The sequence below is a fragment of the Blautia sp. OM07-19 genome, from assembly GCF_003481595.1.
Taxonomy (GTDB): Bacteria; Bacillota; Clostridia; order Lachnospirales; family Lachnospiraceae; genus Blautia_A; species Blautia_A intestinihominis.
This window is the reverse complement of record NZ_QULA01000001.1, coordinates 190,455-207,519: the sequence shown is the minus strand read 5'-3', so window position 1 is coordinate 207,519 and position 17,065 is coordinate 190,455. Positions and strand designations below refer to the sequence as shown.

17 protein-coding genes are annotated in these 17,065 nt (G+C 46.8%); 2 read left to right on the top strand and 15 right to left on the bottom strand.

Features of this window, described 5'->3' with window-relative positions; translation table 11 throughout:
* The first annotated feature begins 44 nt into the window (after positions 1 to 44).
* Positions 45 to 821 carry an NYN domain-containing protein gene (locus DXC01_RS00900; RefSeq protein WP_022214208.1) on the top strand — a complete coding sequence of 259 codons (777 nt, stop codon included), beginning with the start codon at positions 45 to 47 and terminating at the stop codon, positions 819 to 821.
* Here the strand turns inward: DXC01_RS00900 and DXC01_RS00895 are convergent, their stop codons facing one another.
* The 13 genes from DXC01_RS00895 to DXC01_RS00835 all read right to left on the bottom strand — a co-directional run bounded on the left by DXC01_RS00895 (position 822) and on the right by DXC01_RS00835 (position 14,217).
* Complete coding sequence (locus tag DXC01_RS00895) at positions 822 to 1,280, bottom strand: threonine/serine exporter family protein (protein WP_118698015.1); 459 nt, start codon at positions 1,278 to 1,280, stop codon at positions 822 to 824.
* The gene (locus DXC01_RS00890) at positions 1,277 to 2,041 is read right to left on the bottom strand and encodes a threonine/serine exporter family protein (protein ID WP_118698167.1); all 765 of its coding nucleotides are present in this window, start codon (positions 2,039 to 2,041) and stop codon (positions 1,277 to 1,279) included. The genes DXC01_RS00895 and DXC01_RS00890 overlap by 4 nt, the downstream gene beginning before the upstream one ends.
* A gap of 108 nt (positions 2,042 to 2,149) precedes the next feature.
* Positions 2,150 to 3,784 (bottom strand): hydroxylamine reductase, encoded by a 1,635-nt coding sequence (gene hcp / locus DXC01_RS00885; RefSeq protein WP_118698014.1) that lies wholly within the window; start codon positions 3,782 to 3,784, stop codon positions 2,150 to 2,152.
* 162 nt (positions 3,785 to 3,946) lie between these two features.
* On the bottom strand, positions 3,947 to 4,687 hold the full coding sequence (gene truA / locus DXC01_RS00880) for a tRNA pseudouridine(38-40) synthase TruA (RefSeq protein ID WP_118698013.1): 741 nt from the start codon (positions 4,685 to 4,687) through the stop codon (positions 3,947 to 3,949).
* Between the two features lie 4 nt (positions 4,688 to 4,691).
* Positions 4,692 to 5,495 (bottom strand): energy-coupling factor transporter transmembrane component T family protein, encoded by an 804-nt coding sequence (locus DXC01_RS00875; RefSeq protein WP_022214220.1) that lies wholly within the window; start codon positions 5,493 to 5,495, stop codon positions 4,692 to 4,694.
* Positions 5,488 to 6,375, bottom strand: a complete 888-nt coding sequence (locus DXC01_RS00870; RefSeq protein WP_022214221.1) for an energy-coupling factor transporter ATPase — start codon at positions 6,373 to 6,375, stop codon at positions 5,488 to 5,490. Before DXC01_RS00870 ends, DXC01_RS00875 begins: the two co-directional genes overlap by 8 nt.
* Positions 6,366 to 7,211 carry an energy-coupling factor transporter ATPase gene (locus DXC01_RS00865; protein ID WP_022214222.1) on the bottom strand — a complete coding sequence of 282 codons (846 nt, stop codon included), beginning with the start codon at positions 7,209 to 7,211 and terminating at the stop codon, positions 6,366 to 6,368. The genes DXC01_RS00870 and DXC01_RS00865 overlap by 10 nt, the downstream gene beginning before the upstream one ends.
* A gap of 14 nt (positions 7,212 to 7,225) precedes the next feature.
* A complete protein-coding gene (gene yihA / locus DXC01_RS00860) occupies positions 7,226 to 7,831 on the bottom strand; it encodes a ribosome biogenesis GTP-binding protein YihA/YsxC (RefSeq protein WP_022214223.1) in 606 nt (201 codons plus the stop codon).
* A gap of 10 nt (positions 7,832 to 7,841) precedes the next feature.
* Positions 7,842 to 10,157: an endopeptidase La gene (gene lon / locus DXC01_RS00855; protein WP_022214224.1), complete on the bottom strand. Its 2,316-nt coding sequence runs from the start codon at positions 10,155 to 10,157 to the stop codon at positions 7,842 to 7,844.
* Positions 10,158 to 10,175: 18 nt separating this feature from the next.
* Positions 10,176 to 11,480 carry an ATP-dependent Clp protease ATP-binding subunit ClpX gene (gene clpX, locus DXC01_RS00850; protein WP_022214225.1) on the bottom strand — a complete coding sequence of 435 codons (1,305 nt, stop codon included), beginning with the start codon at positions 11,478 to 11,480 and terminating at the stop codon, positions 10,176 to 10,178.
* A 74-nt stretch (positions 11,481 to 11,554) separates the two neighbouring features.
* Positions 11,555 to 12,136 carry an ATP-dependent Clp endopeptidase proteolytic subunit ClpP gene (clpP, locus tag DXC01_RS00845; protein WP_022214226.1) on the bottom strand — a complete coding sequence of 194 codons (582 nt, stop codon included), beginning with the start codon at positions 12,134 to 12,136 and terminating at the stop codon, positions 11,555 to 11,557.
* Between the two features lie 46 nt (positions 12,137 to 12,182).
* Entirely contained in the window at positions 12,183 to 13,469 is a 1,287-nt protein-coding gene (gene tig, locus DXC01_RS00840; RefSeq protein WP_118698012.1) for a trigger factor, read from the bottom strand.
* A gap of 190 nt (positions 13,470 to 13,659) precedes the next feature.
* On the bottom strand, positions 13,660 to 14,217 hold the full coding sequence (locus tag DXC01_RS00835) for a DJ-1 family glyoxalase III (protein ID WP_022214228.1): 558 nt from the start codon (positions 14,215 to 14,217) through the stop codon (positions 13,660 to 13,662).
* A gap of 138 nt (positions 14,218 to 14,355) precedes the next feature.
* Between DXC01_RS00835 and DXC01_RS00830 the strand changes: the two genes are divergently transcribed.
* Entirely contained in the window at positions 14,356 to 14,811 is a 456-nt protein-coding gene (locus DXC01_RS00830) for a CYTH domain-containing protein (RefSeq protein WP_022214229.1), read from the top strand.
* Here DXC01_RS00830 and DXC01_RS00825 read toward each other — a convergent pair.
* Positions 14,808 to 15,257, bottom strand: coding sequence for a phosphate-starvation-inducible PsiE family protein (locus tag DXC01_RS00825; protein WP_022214230.1), 450 nt, complete (start codon positions 15,255 to 15,257; stop codon positions 14,808 to 14,810). The genes DXC01_RS00830 and DXC01_RS00825 overlap by 4 nt on opposite strands.
* Before the next feature lie 238 nt (positions 15,258 to 15,495).
* A complete protein-coding gene (locus tag DXC01_RS00820; RefSeq protein WP_118698011.1) occupies positions 15,496 to 17,052 on the bottom strand; it encodes an ABC-F family ATP-binding cassette domain-containing protein in 1,557 nt (518 codons plus the stop codon).
* Between the last annotated feature and the right edge of the window lie 13 nt (positions 17,053 to 17,065).

Sequence of the window (17,065 nt, the reverse complement as noted above, 5' to 3'; positions counted from 1 at the left end):
TATAGTTTTATTAATGATGCTTTTTATCAAGGAGAAAAAATCGAATGAAAAATCTTAAAAATATAGCAATGCTCATAGATGCCGACAACACCCAGCTGTCCAAGCTGGAATCTGTCATACAGGAAATCTCTGCCAACGGCCGTATCGTCGTGAAGCGCGCGTACGGCAACTGGCGCAAAGGTTCCCTTAAGAACTGGGAGAATGAACTGAAACGCCTCGCGATCAAGGCAGAACAGCAATTTGACTACGTTGCGGGCAAAAACGCCACCGACATGGCTCTCGTGATCGACACTCTCGATCTTCTGCACAGCGGGATCTATGATGCATTTGTCATCGTTGCCAGTGACAGTGATTACACGCCTCTTGCGATCAAACTCCACGAATCCGGAGTCTATGTCATGGGCGTCGGAGAGAAGAAAACACCGGAGCCGTTCCGAAATGCCTGCGATGAATTTGTTTATCTCGAAAATCTGAGCAAAGACCCAGATACTCCGGAGCATCAGCCTGCCCCGGTTTCTTCCAGAAAGACGAGAAACAGCAGACGCAGCCAGGAAAGTGCAGAAGAACGCCGCAAAGCAAAAGAATTAAAGGAAATCCACAAACTGCTCCACATCGCCTGGGACAAGTACCAGGATGACGACCGTTATGTCAATGTCAGCTCTGCAGGCCAGTATATCAAGCGTGCAAAGCCGGATTTCGATGCCCGCACCTACGGTTTCCTCAAACTGCCGGATCTGATCGAAGCTTATCCAAATAAATATGCAATGAAACGTTACCCCGGCAAAGGAACGGTAACGATCATTGCATACAAATGTATTTGATTATTTAATTCTGTTTGTTCTGAGAACATAATATCTTCGGAAAATTGATAAGATCGTCCACACGATACAGATCCCACCCGCGATGGACAATGCATACTGAAGTGTCAGACTGCCATAGTGTGACACTTCTTCTGTATTTCCCTGCACTGCTGCACTCATCGTGTAGTACAGCGTACTTCCCGGAATCAGCGGCACAACTGACGGAATCAAAAACAGCGGGACCGGAGCTCTCTTTCTGGCTGCAAGAAAATCCGCATAGACTGCTGCCAGTGCAGAAGCCGCCAGACCGGAAATAAAAATCTGACCGTTACTGAAATACATCACCAGCAGATAACCTCCCCAGCAGACAACACCTCCCAGAGATGCCGATACCCACAATGACTGTCTCAGCCGGAACAGCATGGCAAATCCCAGAGAACCGACAAACGCCATAACCAACTGCAATATCACATCTTTCATACTCTCACCATCCAAATCGCTGCCATAAATCCACAGGCAAGGGCTCCCGCCCACAGAATACTCTCGATCAGTCGCATCAGTCCGGAGATCGTATCTCCCATCAGCATGTCTCTGATGGAGTTTGTCGCCGGAATTCCCGGGATCAGAAGCATGATATCCCCGATCATGATCTTGTCCATGTTCAAAACCGGCAGGACTTTGACCGTCAGGCAGATCACCGTTCCCACAACAAAAGAACAGAACAGGTTAAACATGATCGTATTTGCAAAAAGTTTCGTCGCTTTTTGCTGTATAAAGCAGATCAGGACAGCCACCAGTGCCGCCACAACTCCATCTGCAAATGTCCCGCCAAAAAACACAGCAAAACTGCCTGCTGCCAGGATACTTCCCATATAAAGATCCCATCGTCCCCTCGGCTCTGCGATCTCCTGAAGCCGCCGCTGAAACTGGTCCAGCGGAATGGGGTTGATACAGCAGTTCCTGCTGAGTGCATTGAGCTGTTCCAGTGCAGTAAAATCCGTACTGCCCGTATAATTCACTCTTCTGGTGTGTGTAAGCAGTTCCCCGTCTGTTCTTTCCATTGTGATCACAATGCTCGATGTGATCACGAATACGTTCATTTTGGCAGCGCCATATGCACGCCCGATCCTCTGCAATGTATCTTCTACACGGTTGATCTCCGCCCCCGAAGCCAGTAGCATCTCTCCCATATCCAGAAGCAGATGCAAAAGCCGGTTCTCGTCGTATTTTGCCGTTTCCATCTTCATTCCATCCCTGATCTACGATATTATATACCATCAGCAGACAAAAATATCCACTGCACACATTATCTAACATATGCAGTGGATTTGCAATCTGTTTTTATTTTATCAGCCGATCAAATCGTTCATATCCTCCTCCACAGAACGGATTCCGGCGATTCCGAAATTATCCACAAGGATCTTCGCAACATTCGGGGAAAGGAAGGCCGGAAGGGTTGGTCCGAGGTGGATATTTTTGACTCCGAGGGAAAGAAGTGCCAGGAGCACGATCACGGCTTTCTGCTCATACCAGGCGATATTGTATACGATCGGAAGTTCATTGATATCTTCCAGCTCAAAGATTTCCTTGAGTTTCAGGGCAATGACTGCCAGGGAATAGGAATCGTTGCACTGTCCTGCATCAAGGACTCTCGGGATTCCGTTGATATCGCCAAGGTTCAGTTTGTTATACTTGTATTTCGCACAGCCTGCGGTCAGGATCACCGTATCTTTCGGCAGGGCTTTTGCAAAATCTGTGTAGTAATTTCTTGTATTTGCACGTCCGTCACAACCTGCCATCACGACAAATTTGCGGATCGCGCCGGACTTGACTGCTTCCACGATCTGATCTGCCAGTGCAAATACCTGTGCGTGTGCAAAACCTCCGATGATCTCGCCGCTCTCAATCTCCTGCGGCGGTGCACATTTTTTCGCATGTTCGATCACCGCGGAAAAATCTTTTTCTTCGCCTTCTGCACCTGGGATATGTTTACATCCCGGATATCTCACTGCACCGGTTGTATAAACGCGGTCTTTGTAGCTGTCCTTCGGTGGAACGATGCAGTTTGTTGTCATCACGATCGGGCCGTGGAAACTCTCAAACTCTTCTTTCTGTTTCCACCATGCATTTCCGTAATTTCCTACAAAATTCGGATATTTTTTGAATGCAGGATAATAATGCGCAGGGAGCATTTCTGAATGTGTGTAGACATCCACGCCCGTTCCCTGTGTCTGCTCCAGAAGCATTTCCAGATCACGGAGATCATGTCCGGAGATCAGAATTCCCGGATTATTCCTGACACCGATATTTACTTTGGTGATCTCCGGATTTCCGTAAGTTTCTGTATTTGCCTTATCGAGCAGAGCCATCACCTGAACGCCGTACTTGCCAGTTTCCAGCGTAAGGGCTGTAAGGTCTTCGGCTGTAAGTGAATCGTCCAGCGTTGCGGCAAGTGCTCTCTGCAGAAATGCATCCAGTTCCTCGTCATTATGCAGCAGCGCAAACGCATGCTTTTCATAGGCGGCAAGACCTTTTAATCCATAAGTGATAAGTTCCCGCAAACTTCGGATGTCCTCATTTTCTGTGGAAAGGATTCCAACTTCAGCCGCTTTTTTGTCAAACTCTGTCTCTGTACCATTCCAGACGGCCGCCTGTGGAAGCTGCTCTCTATTCGCCGTTTCTGTAAGTAACTTTTCCTTTATATCCAGAGTTTCTCTGATACGTTCTACGATAGTTTCTCTGTCAAAATTTACATTTGTAATTGTTGTAAAAAGATTCATCACGACGAGATGATTAATCATGTCATCGATCTCTTTTCCTTCGTTACGAAGTTCTGTCGTGATCGCGCAAAGCCCCTTTGTCACATAGATCAGAAGATCCTGCATTGCAGCAACTTCCGGTTTCTTTCCACAGACGCCGGATTTCGTACATCCTGTGCAGCCTGCTGTTTCCTGACACTGAAAACAAAACATTTTATTTTCCATGGTATGACCCTCCTTGTAGTCGATATATACATTTTCTTCACAAATCAAGGATAATATACCTGCCGCCACAAATATGTGGTTATAACCACGTAAATATAAAATTATACAAAAGAAAAAGACGGATATTTAAAACCGTCTTTTTTCTATCCATAACTTTTATTTTCAATCAAAAAACTGAATCCCCATCAGCGTCAGTCCATGTGCCGGGGCTGTCGGTCCGGATACAGATCTGTCGCAGGCCTCAAGGATCTTTTTGACTCGTTCCGGTGGATACTGTCCGTTTCCAACCTGAATCAGTGTTCCTGCGATGATACGCACCATATTGTAGAGGAATCCCTCTCCTCTGACCTGGATCGTGACGATATCTCCGTCTCTCCAGATATCAATCCCTGTCAGTGTGCGGACTGTTGATTTGACTTGCGCTCCTGTTCCACAGAAGCTGGCAAAATCATGCCGTCCGATCAGATAGGAAGTTGCCTCTCGCATCTTGTCCACATCCAGTTTGTAGTGGTAGAAATAAGAGTACAGCCTCTCTGTCGGCACCGGGAATTTCCTGTTGAGGATGCGGTATTCGTAAGTTTTCTCACTGTCGCAGTAACGTGGGTGAAAATCCGGATCCACTTCCTCGGACAGCTGAATCCTGATATCGTCCGGAAGACGCTGATTCAGCGCATAGGAGATCTTTTCGCCCGGAATACGTGTGTTGGTGTCAAAAACTGCCACATTTCCAAGTGCATGCACACCGGCATCCGTACGGCTTGCGCCCATGATCTCGATCTTCTCTCCGAGAAGTTCTGTGAGTGTATCGTTCAGAACACCCTGGATCGTGACTCCGTTCGGCTGGATCTGCCAGCCACTGTAATTCGTTCCATCATATGCAACTACAAGTCCAATTCGCTTCATCTTATCACCATCCCATCACGCGGAATCCAATCGCAACGGCAAGGTACACGAACAATACCAGATATGCGACGTGGTCCCTCTTTGCATAGTGAAGTGGCTTCATCTGTGTACGATGATCGCCTCCATGGTAACATCTTGCTTCCATCGCCATTGCCAGATCATTGGCACGGCGGAATGCTGAGATAAACAGCGGGACAAGAAGTGGAACCATGTTTTTGACCTTCTGGATCATGTTTCCATTCTCGAAGTCGGCGCCTCTGGCGATCTGCGCTTTCATGATCTTGTCCGTTTCTTCCAGAAGGATCGGGATAAAACGTAGCGCGATCGACATCATCATTGCGATCTCATGTACCGGAACGTGGATCTTGTTCAACGGACGCAGGCTTTTTTCCAGACCATCAGTGAGCTGATTTGGTGTTGTTGTCAGCGTCATAAGTGAAGATCCGATCACCAGATAGATCAGTCGGATTGCCATGCGGACTGCCATGGAGATTCCTTCTTTGGTGATGGTGAAGATTCCGATCTTCCAGAGCACTTCACCCGGTGTCAGAAGGATATTGAACACCATCGTGATCAGAAGGATCATGAAGATCGCTTTGAGTCCCTTAAAGATAAACTTCACCGGAACCTGAGAGATCGTAATCATCCCTGCCAGGAATAACGTTGCAACGGCATATCCTGCCACGCTGTGGAACAGGAATACGGAAATAATGAAGATCAGCGTTCCAAATAACTTGGTTCTCGGGTCCATTCTGTGGATCACAGATTTCGCCGGATAGTACTGACCGATCGTAATATCTCTAATCATTCTGAGCTCCTCCTTTCAGTAAAGGGGAGTTCATTTTCCGAAGAGCATTCAGGATATCCTGCTTCGCCTCTTCTACCGTTGTATCAGAAGGGTCGACATTGAGTCCTTTTTCCTTAAGGGCATGCATGATATAGGTGATCTGCGGGGCAGCCAGTCCCATCGGTTCCATCTCTTTGTAATGAGCAAAAACCTTCTTTGGTGTGTCATCAAAGGCGATCTGTCCATGATTGACCACGATCAGACGCTCCGCATATTTGGCTACATCTTCCATGCTATGAGAAACCAGCACAATGGTAATCCCACGAACTTTGTGAAGTTCTGCGATTTGATCAAGGATCTCATCTCTTCCCTTCGGATCAAGACCTGCGGTCGGCTCATCCAGAATCAGGATCTTCGGGTTCATTGCAAGTACACCTGCAATGGCCACTCGCTTCTTCTGACCACCAGAAAGTTCAAATGGTGATTTGTCAAAGTTTTCTTCTTTGAAGCCTACATGATGAAGTGCCTTGCGTGCTTCTTCCTCAGCCTGTTCTCTGGTCATTCCCTGGTTCATCGGTCCAAAACACACATCTGAAAGCACATCGCTCTCAAACAACTGATGTTCCGGATACTGAAAGACCAGTCCTACTTCACTGCGAAGTTTCCTGCGGTCGTATTTCTCCGCCCAGACATCCTCTCCATTGTAGGAAACGGTTCCTGATGTCGGCTGGATCAGTGCATTAAAATGCTGGATCAGTGTAGACTTTCCGCTTCCGGTGTGTCCGATCACACCGATAAACTGTCCGTCCGGGATTTCCAGATTGATATCCTTAAGTGCGTGGATCTGATAGGAAGTTCCCGGGCTGTATGTGTATGTTACGTTTTTTAATTCTATTGACATAAGGCATTTACCAGCTCTTCCGTAGTAAGGATTCCATCCGGAATGTCTACTCCGGACTGTTTGAGTTCATGCGCCAGCAGAGTTACCTGCGGTACATCAAGACGGTATTTCTTGAGAGTTTCCACCTGGGAAAAAATTTCCCGCGGAGTTCCCTCCATAACTACATGACCGCCATCCATAACGATGACATGGTCTGCATCGATCACTTCTTCCATGTAATGCGTGATCAGAACTACCGTAACATTTTCCTGCTTATTCAGCTGATGAACAGCTGCGAGTACTTCCTTACGGCCGTTCGGGTCCAGCATGGCTGTCGGCTCATCCAGGACAATGCATTTCGGACGCATCGCCATGACTCCTGCGATAGCAACTCGCTGCTTCTGACCTCCGGAAAGTTTATTCGGAGAGTGATGTCTGTACGCTGTCATGCCGGTCTTCTCAAGACTTTCGTTGACACGCTTCCAGATATCCTCGGTCGGAACTCCCATGTTTTCGGGCCCGAATCCGACATCCTCCTCCACAACAGTTCCGATGATCTGGTTATCCGGATTCTGGAATACCATTCCTGCCTTCTGACGCACCTTCCATAATTCCGGCTCCTCAGAAGTATTGATCCCGTCGATCCAGATTGTTCCATCGGACGGCAGAAGGAGTGCATTGATGTGTTTGGCAAAGGTAGACTTACCGGAACCATTATGTCCCAGGATCGCTACAAACTGTCCTTCCTTGATATCAATATCCACACCATCCACAGCTCTCTGTGTTTCCTGAACGTTGCCGTCCTCATCATATTTCAAGTAATCGAATGCAAGTTTTACTGCTTTGATGATTCCCATCTCTTATAGTCCTTTCAGGCTTCTTCTGCAGGTGTCTGACCGGTCAGAGAATCGATCAGTTCCCATATTTCATCTCTTCCCTGCTTTGTTTCTGCGGAATACGGAATGATCTTCGTTCCCTTGGTAAGCTTAAGTTCTTCACGGATAACTTTGAGACATTTCTGAACCTGGCTTCTCTTGATCTTGTCAAGCTTGGTCGCTATGATGATCGGTTCATATCCATTGTGCAGGATCCATTCATACATCTGGCAGTCATTCGCAGATGGTTTGTGGCGGATATCGATAAGAAGGAACACTGCCTTGAGATCCTTGGAAGTATGCAGATAACGCTCGATCATCTTTCCCCATTTTTCTTTCTCGGCAGGTGTGATCTTGGCATATCCATATCCCGGAAGATCCACCAGAAACATCTCGTCATTGATCTTATAAAAGTTGATCGTCTGTGTCTTACCCGGCTGGGCACTGGTGCGTGCCAGTGCCTTGCGGTTCATAAGACCATTGATCAGAGAAGATTTTCCTACATTTGATTTTCCTGCAAAAGCTACCTCCGGCATCCCTGTATCAGGAAGTGTGCTGGTAACTCCGCAGACAATATCCAAAACTGCATTTTTAATAATCATAAATTCCTCTTTATTTCACCAGTGCTTCGTGAAGCACTTCCTTCATATTATCTACATAGGAAATTTTGAGGCCGTCCAGGATCTCTGCATCGATCTCCTGAATATCCTGCTTATTTTCCCTCGGAACAAGTACCTGTTTGATACGGGCGTATTTCGCTGCAAGAAGTTTCTCCTTGAGACCGCCGATCGGCAGAACCCTGCCGCGGAGAGTGATCTCTCCTGTCATGGCTACATCTGCGCGCACTTCCTTACCAATGATCGCAGAAAGCATCGCTGTCGCCATGGTGATACCCGCAGACGGACCATCCTTCGGGACAGCTCCCTCCGGGATATGTACGTGAATGTCATTTTCCTGGAAAAATTCCGGTTTAATATCGTACTGGTCTGCAACAGAACGGATATAAGAAATACCAGCCATTGCGGATTCCTTCATGACATCTCCAAGCTGACCGGTCAGTACCAGTTCACCCTTGCCAGGCATGACATTTACCTCGATCTGAAGTGTATCGCCGCCAACCTGTGTCCAGGCAAGTCCTCTTGCGATTCCTACTTCGTCCTTCTTATTTGCCATCAGATAACTGTATGTGGATTTGCCGAGGAATTTGTCAAGATTCTTCGTATTGACAACAACTTTGTCCGCACCGTTCTCCATGAGTTCACGGGCTGCTTTACGGCAGATCTGACCGATCTTGCGCTCAAGTCCTCGTACTCCTGCCTCTCTGGTGTAGAGAGTGATCATTTTGCGAAGTGCGGCCGGCTGTATGGTCAACTTACCTTTCGGGATACCATTTACTTCAAGCTGCTTCGGGATCAGATGTTCCTTCGCGATATGTTCCTTCTCATTCTCGGTATAGCCTGAGATCTCGATCACTTCCATACGGTCCAGAAGCGGCCTCGGGATTCCCTGGATATCATTTGCAGTCGCAATAAAAAGTACCTCGGAGAGATCCTGCGGAACCTCTACATAATGGTCATTGAAGTGGCTGTTCTGCTCCGGATCCAGAACTTCAAGCAGTGCAGAGGAAGTATCTCCCTTGTAATCGCTGCTTGTCTTGTCGATCTCGTCAAGGAGCATCAGAGGATTGCTGACGCCCGCCTGCTGCAAGGCAACAGTGATGCGTCCCGGCATTGCCCCTACATAAGTCTTACGATGTCCACGGATCTCAGCTTCGTCACGAACGCCGCCAAGACAGATACGGACATATTTCTTGTGAAGTGCCTCTGCCACAGAATGGGCAATGGAGGTCTTACCAGTTCCAGGAGGTCCCACAAGACAGAGAATCGGACTCTTGCCGCCGGAAGTCAGTTTACGCACGGAAAGAAATTCCATGATACGCTCCTTGACTTCTTTGAGGCCGTAATGTCCCTCCTCCAGGATCTTCCATGCTTCGGCAAGATCCATGGAATCCTCGGATTTCTTATCCCACGGAAGATCCAGCAGTGTTTCGATATAGGTGCTAAGCACGCTGCTCTCAGCTGCACTGCTGTTCATGCTCTTGAAACGGTCGATCTCCTTGCTGATCTTATCCTTGACTTCTTTTGAAGCCTGGAGTTTCTCAAGTTTCTCGCGGTATTCCTGTGCTGTGTCAGCAGTGTTGTCCTCTCCAAGCTCTTCACGGATCAGTTTGAGCTGTTCTCTCAGAATATATTCTCTCTGGTTCTTGTCTACGCGGGCTTTGAGTTTGTGCTGGAGATCATGTCCGATCTGAAGCACTTCGATCTCATTGTTCAGGATCGCTGCAAGAACTTCATACTGTTCTTCCAGTGTCACTGCCTCCAGGATCTTCTGCTGATTCTGGTAGGTGATCTGGATGTTCACAGATACCTGTGAGATCAGTTCTTCCAGATTCTGGATGTTCATGATCTTGGCAGCAAGATCTTTGCTGATCCTGCCGCTCTCGATACAGTATCTCTGAAACAGTTCACGGATGCTTCTGTACATTGCCTCTCTCAGAGACTTCGCATAATGGGCTCCATCTGCCTCAAATCCTGCGGTCTCTGCCATGAGGAATGGTTCCTCCTGTTCCAGTCCGATGAGTTCTGCGCGTTCCACGCCCTCGACCAGAACACGGAGCAGATCATGTGGTAATTTAACTACCTGTTTGATATATGCAACTGTACCAACCTTGTACAGATCTGTGATTCCCGGTGTTTCCATTTCCGGATCTTTCTGTGTGACCAGAAAGATCTTCTCATCCTGAAGCATGGCAGCTTCAATTGCCTTCATAGAGCGTTCTCTGCTTACATCAAAATGAACGATCATATCCGGCAGGATCGTCGTTCCTCGAAGTGCGATCGCAGGAAGAATGCTAATTGGCTGTTTCATGTTTCTTCAGTCCCTTCTTTAGGCCGTTTCCGGCTTGCCTTTCTTTCTTGAACGGGAAGTTTTCTTAAGCTCCGGTGCCGGTGCTTCGCCATGGATGACTTCCGGCTCTGCTGTTCCTTCTACGGCATCCTTTGTGAGAATGCATTTCTGGATCGTCTTGTCAGAAGGTGTGCGGTACATAAGATCCATAAGAGATTTCTCCATGATAGATCTGAGTCCTCTGGCTCCTGTCTTACGTTCCAGAGATTTACGTGCAACTGCTTCCAGTGCTTCATCCTGGAATTCCAGTTCTACGCCGTCCAGCTCAAACAGCTTGTGATACTGTCTGGTCAGTGCGTTCTTTGGCTCCTTGAGGATACGGATCAGTGCTTCCTCATCCAGTCCGTCAAGAGTTACAACGATCGGAACTCGTCCGATGAATTCCGGGATAAGACCAAATTTGACAAAATCTTCCGGCATGACATCCTTGAGGATCTCACCGATGTTTCTCTCTTTCTTGACCTCTACTTCTGCACCAAAACCGATAGACTTCGTGTTCTGTCTTGCCTCGATTGCTTTCTCGATCCCGTCAAAAGCACCGCCGCAGATAAACAGGATATTTGTCGTATCGATCTGAAGGAATTCCTGATGTGGGTGCTTACGACCTCCCTGCGGCGGTACGTTTGCAACGGTTCCCTCGAGGATCTTCAGAAGTGCCTGCTGAACGCCCTCACCGGATACATCACGGGTGATGGATGCGTTTTCGGATTTTCTGGTGATCTTGTCGATCTCATCAATATAGATGATTCCGTACTGTGCACGTTCAATGTCATAGTCTGCTGCCTGGATCAGTTTCAGAAGGATATTCTCCACATCCTCACCGACATAACCGGCCTCTGTCAGTGTTGTAGCGTCTGCAATAGCAAACGGCACATTCAGAAGACGGGCAAGTGTCTGTGCAAGCAGAGTTTTACCGGAACCGGTCGGTCCAAGCATCAGGATGTTGCTCTTCTGTAATTCCACATCCAGGTTTCTGGATGCTGTGATTCTCTTGTAATGGTTATAGACAGCTACGGAAAGTGCTTTCTTTGCCTCATCCTGTCCAATAACGTAGTCATCCAGAATCTTATGAATCTCTTCTGGCTTTAACAGATTGATGTCTGTATCATAGATATCTTCCTGGTCGTAATCTCCCAGTTCCTCTTCCATAATCTCTGAGCAGATACCTATACACTCATCACAAATAAAAACTCCCTCCGGACCTGCGATCAGCTTGCGGACCTGGTCTTCAGATTTGTGACAAAAAGAGCATCTGACTTTTCCATCTCTTATTTTTTCTGCCATAGATAGTTCTCGTTTCCTTTCCGTTTGTTATGTCACAAAAGGAACCCCCTGAAAAGAGGTTCCTTTTGTCTGCTTTATTTATGCTCGACAACACCATCGATCAGTCCGTATGCCTTTGCTTCTTCAGCAGTCATATAATTGTCGCGGTCTGTGTCTTTTTCCACTACTTCATAAGGCTGTCCTGTGTTTTCTGCCAGGATCTCATTCAGTGTACGCTTGGTCTGTGCGATATGGTCTGCAACGATCTGGATCTCGGTTGCCTGACCCTGTGCACCGCCTGACGGCTGATGGATCATAATGGTAGAATGCGGCAGGGCAAATCTCTTACCCTTGGTTCCTCCTGCCAGAAGGAAAGCTCCCATGCTGGCTGCCATTCCAAGACAAATGGTAGATACATCACATTTGATGTACTTCATTGTGTCGTAGATCGCCATACCAGCGGTTACAGATCCTCCCGGACTGTTGATATATAATTGAATGTCTTTACCAGGATCCTCTGCTTCGAGGAACAGAAGCTGTGCCACGATAATGCTGGCACTTACATCATTTACTTCTTCTCCAAGAAAGATGATACGGTCTTTCAGAAGACGGGAGTAAATGTCGTAACTTCTTTCGCCTCTGCTTGTCTGCTCAATGACATAAGGTACTAAACTCATATAATATGCCTCCATTCGTCGCCTGACTGTGGATCATAATGTCTGCTTAGGCTTCTTTTGCCTCGTCAGCTACGAGAGTTACGGCTTTCTGTACAGCCATATCTTTCTTCATCTGCTCTAATTCGCGGTCGCCAAGCAGTTCTTTGATCTTGTCAGCTTCCATCTTGTATGCTTCAGCCATTTTGCTGATCTCTTCGTCAACTTCTTCCTGAGTCGGCTGAATGTTTTCAACTTCTGCGATCTTCTCAAGAACCAGTCTTGTCTGGATTCTCTTGAGAGCCTGTGGTTTCATTTCTTCCTGCATCTTCTCAGCTGTCATTCCTGTGAACTGGAAGTACTGCTCCATGGTAAGTCCCTGAGACTGCATTCTTCTTGCGAAGTCATCCAGCATCTGACGTGTCTGAGTAGCTACCATTGCATCCGGAATCTCCATCTCTGCGTTCTCGATTGCTTTGTCTACTGCTGCGTTTTCTTTTGCTGCACGAGCTTCTTTTTCTTTCTTTTCTGTCAGGTTCTTCTTGATGTCTTCTTTGTACTCTGCAAGAGTATCGAACTCAGAAGCGTCCTGTGCAAAATCATCATCCAGTTCCGGAAGTTCTTTTGCTTCTACTTTCTTAACGTCACACTGGAATACAGCTTCTTTGCCAGCCAGTTCTTTTGCCTGGTATTCTTCCGGGAATGTAACCTTAACTTCTACGTGGTCTCCGGCTTTAGATCCAACGAGCTGATCTTCGAATCCCGGGATGAAAGATCCGGAACCAAGTGTCAGCGGGTAGTCTGTTCCTTTGCCGCCTTCGAATGCTTCACCGTCAACAAATCCTTCGAAGTCGATTGTTGTGATGTCGCCATTCTCTGCTCCACGGTCTTCTACTGTAACTGTTCTGGAGTTTTTCTCCTGCTCTTTCTTCAGTTCAGCTTCAACGTCCTCGTCTGTTACTTCTGTCTCAGACTTCGGAACCTCTACTCCTTTGTACTCACCAAGAGTAACTTCCGGTTTAACAGCTACTTCTGCTGTGAAGATGAAAGTTTTTCCTGGCTCAGCCTGTGTTACAGCGATCTCCGGCTGGGATACGATCTCAAGCTCGCACTCCTCAACTGCTTTGCTGTAGTGCTCCGGGATCAGAGCGTTTGCAGCGTCCTCAAGGAAGATTCCCTTGCCGTACATCTGCTCGATCATTTTTCTTGGTGCTTTTCCTTTACGGAATCCTGGAAGAGAGATTCTTCCTTTTGCTTTCTGGTATGCAGCCTGCATAGCTTTCTCTAAATCTTCAGCGGAAACCTCGATTGTAAGTTTCGCCATGTTCTTTTCCAGTTTTTCAACCTGTAAACTCATGTTTTTTGTTCCTCCTTAATTTTCAGATATAAGCTCTGAATATTCTATCTATTGCTTATCCCTGTCTGCGGATAATGCGTACAGGTAGCTGTATCCCGATATCAAGAGATACAATTACAGTCATTATCGTAGTATAGCACAACAGGTATAAAAACGCCAGTATTTTTTGTAGAAAACTCCTGTTTTTGCCTTATTTCCGGGAATATACTACGGATTCTGCGATCTCATCCGCCTTTTCTTCACCGAGAAGCTGTCCGATCAGGCTTAATGCGAAGTCCACAGCGGTTCCAAGTCCGCGGCTGGTCGTCACATTGCCATCAACTACAACACTCTCATAAGACGGCTCTGCGCCGGTAAGCCCCTCCATGCAGGACGGATATGCAGTTGCCTTTCTTCCTTCAAGGAATCCAAGAGATGCCAGAACAGTCGGTGCCGCACAGATTGCCGCTACTTTACCGCTCTTTCCGTAGAAATCTCTCAGAAGGTCACAGAGCGGCTGATACTCTCCCAGATACTTCGTTCCCGGCATTCCTCCCGGAAGGACGAGCATGTCTGCATCTGAAAAATCAGTTCCCGTAAATACTCTGTCGGTCTTCATCATGATCCCATGGGATGTTGTGATCTCATTGCTCTCTTTGATGGAAACAGTTTCTATGTCGATTCCTGCACGGCGCATCAGGTCTACTACGGTCAGGCCTTCGATATCTTCAAATCCGTCTGCAAGAAAAATATAAACTTTTTTGCTCATAAAAAACCTCCCTGTTTCGTATCTGTTTTATTTTTCCCATTTGTTTAGTATAGCATTTATCAGGAAAAAGGGATATACTAAATCTACGAAATCTAATGAATTTTTTCCCTGTAATTCAGAATGCAAAGGAGTATGCACATGGAAATCGAAAGAAAATTCCTCATAAAAAAAGAACAGCTTCCAAAAGATCTCGCAAACTGTTCTTTCCATAAAATCGAGCAGGGTTATCTCTGCACGGATCCTGTCGTCCGCATCCGCAGGCAGGATGATGAATATTATCTGACTTATAAATCAAAAGGACTCCTGTCCAGAGAGGAATACAATCTCCCTCTGACCCAGGAATCCTATGAGCATCTCAAGCCAAAAGCCGACGGCATCGTCATCTCCAAGACCCGTTATCTGATCCCGGAAAAGGATGGCCTGACGATCGAACTTGATGTCTTCCACGAAGACTATGATGGACTTCTTCTTGCCGAAGTTGAATTCGAATCCGAAGAACAGGCAAATACCTATATTCCTCCGGAATGGTTCGGAGAAGATGTCACTTATTCTTCTGCTTATCACAACAGCACTTTAAGCAAAGGCAGAAATTAAACCTCGTGTTTTTCTTCCTTACATTTCTTAAACGGTGAATGTGACATGTCGCTGTCCTCTGTCATCAGGAACTTCCTGATTGCAAAGAGGACGGCGATGGCAATGACTCCGATCAGTGTCTGTGTTGGTGCCATATGCTCAACAACCATCTGTCTGGCTGTTGCAAACATCAGCACTTCTACAACTGTCTGCGCGGAGTGGCGGCAGAGCATCTTTACAAACTCCACACCTACGACCAGCGACAGGGCGTTTGCCAGAAACTTTGTAAAAAAGTCAATATCCATGTCCATAAGCGAAGTCTCTGTGATCGCATAGATCAGCCGGATGCCAGCCAGCGCGATCACGATCAGAATGACGATAGAAAGCACGATTTCTGTATAGCGGGCAACATTGTAGATTCCCTCGTTGAAGTGCTTACGTATCTTGTGATTTACCTCCTTGTGCATAAACCCTCCCTAAACTGAAGCCCTGTTATTTACTGCTTCTTTAGCTTATCATGGGGAGATATGCGCTGTCATGTCCTTTTATCCGTACATTTATTTTTTCTTTTAGTTTGCCGAATCCAAACATAGTTCCCCTCCCAGTTTTAAATCAAAGAAAATTAATAAAAAATGTGATCGTAAGGCTGTTGATAAAGTCTGCAAACAATTTTGATTTTTTTGCCTTTCACAATATTTTCTCCATTTAGAATACCTTGGTAGTCCACTTGCTCATATCCCAGACTTCATTTACCACATCCTGGTAAAACTCCGGTTCATGGCAGATCAGAAGGATACTTCCTCTGTACTCTTTGAGGGCACTCTTTAATGCCTCTTTGGCATCTACGTCCAGATGGTTGGTCGGCTCATCGAGAAGTAGGACATTGGTATCGCGGTTTACAAGTTTACAGAGACGGACTTTTGCCTGCTCACCACCGCTTAAGACACGGACCTGACTCTCGATATGCTTCGTTGTAAGACCGCATTTTGCAAGAGCTGAACGGATTTCATACTGTGTGTAGGACGGAAATTCCTGCCATAATTCTTCGATACAGGTCGTCTTATTGTCACCCTTTACTTCCTGCTCGAAATATCCAAGCTGGAGGTTTTCTCCTCGCTCGCAGTTTCCCTTGAGGGACGGGATCAGTCCAAGGATGCTCTTGAGCAGGGTTGTTTTGCCGATTCCGTTTGTTCCGACCAGTGCGATCTTCTGTCCTCGTTCCATCGTGAAGTTCAGTGGTTTGGAAAGTGGCTCATCATAACCGATCACGAGGTCATGTGTTTCAAAAAGCATTTTGCCCGGTGTGCGTCCATAACGGAAATGGAACTCCGGCTTTGGTTTCTCTGCTGTCAGCTCGATCACATCCATCTTGTCCAGTTTCTTCTGACGGGACATTGCCATGTTTCTGGTTGACACACGGGCTTTGTTTCTCGCAACGAAGTCCTTGAGTTCGCTGATCTCCTGCTGCTGGCGGCGGTAAGCTGCCTCAAGCTGTGCTTTCTTCACTGCGTAGACTTCCTGGAAATGATCGTAATCACCCACATAGCGGTTCAGCTCCTGATTTTCCATATGGTAGATGATATTGACTACATCATTCAGGAATGGGATATCATGAGAGATCAGTATAAAAGCATTCTCGTAATCAAGAAGATAACGTTTGAGCCATGCGATATGTTCTTCATCGAGATAGTTGGTCGGTTCGTCAAGAAGCAGGATGTCCGGTTTCTCCAGAAGGAGTTTGCCGAGAAGCACCTTCGTTCTCTGACCGCCGCTTAAGTCTGTTACATCGCGGTCAAGTCCCAGATCCAGAAGCCCCAGTGCTCTTGCAACTTCTTCTACCTTGGAATCAATGACATAAAAATCATGCAGAGTCAGCTCGTCCTGGATCGTTCCCAGTTCTTCCATCAGTGTGTTCATCTCTTCTTCGTCTGCGCTCCCCAGAAGATCGCAGATCTCATTCATCCGCTGTTCTTTCTGAAGCAGCGGGTCAAAAGCAGATTTCAGCACTTCCTGGATCGTCATGCCTTTTTCGAGGACGGCGTGCTGGTCAAGGTAGCCTGCGTGGACGTTTTTTGCCCATTCTACCTTGCCTTCATCCGGCATCAGTTTCCCTGTGACAATGCTCATGAAAGTAGACTTGCCTTCTCCGTTCGCTCCAACAAGTCCGATATGTTCTCCTTTAAGAAGTCTAAAAGAAACATCTGAAAAAATAGCTCTGTCGCCAAAGCCATGTGTCAGATGCTCAACGTTTAATATGCTCATAAATTTCTCCTTT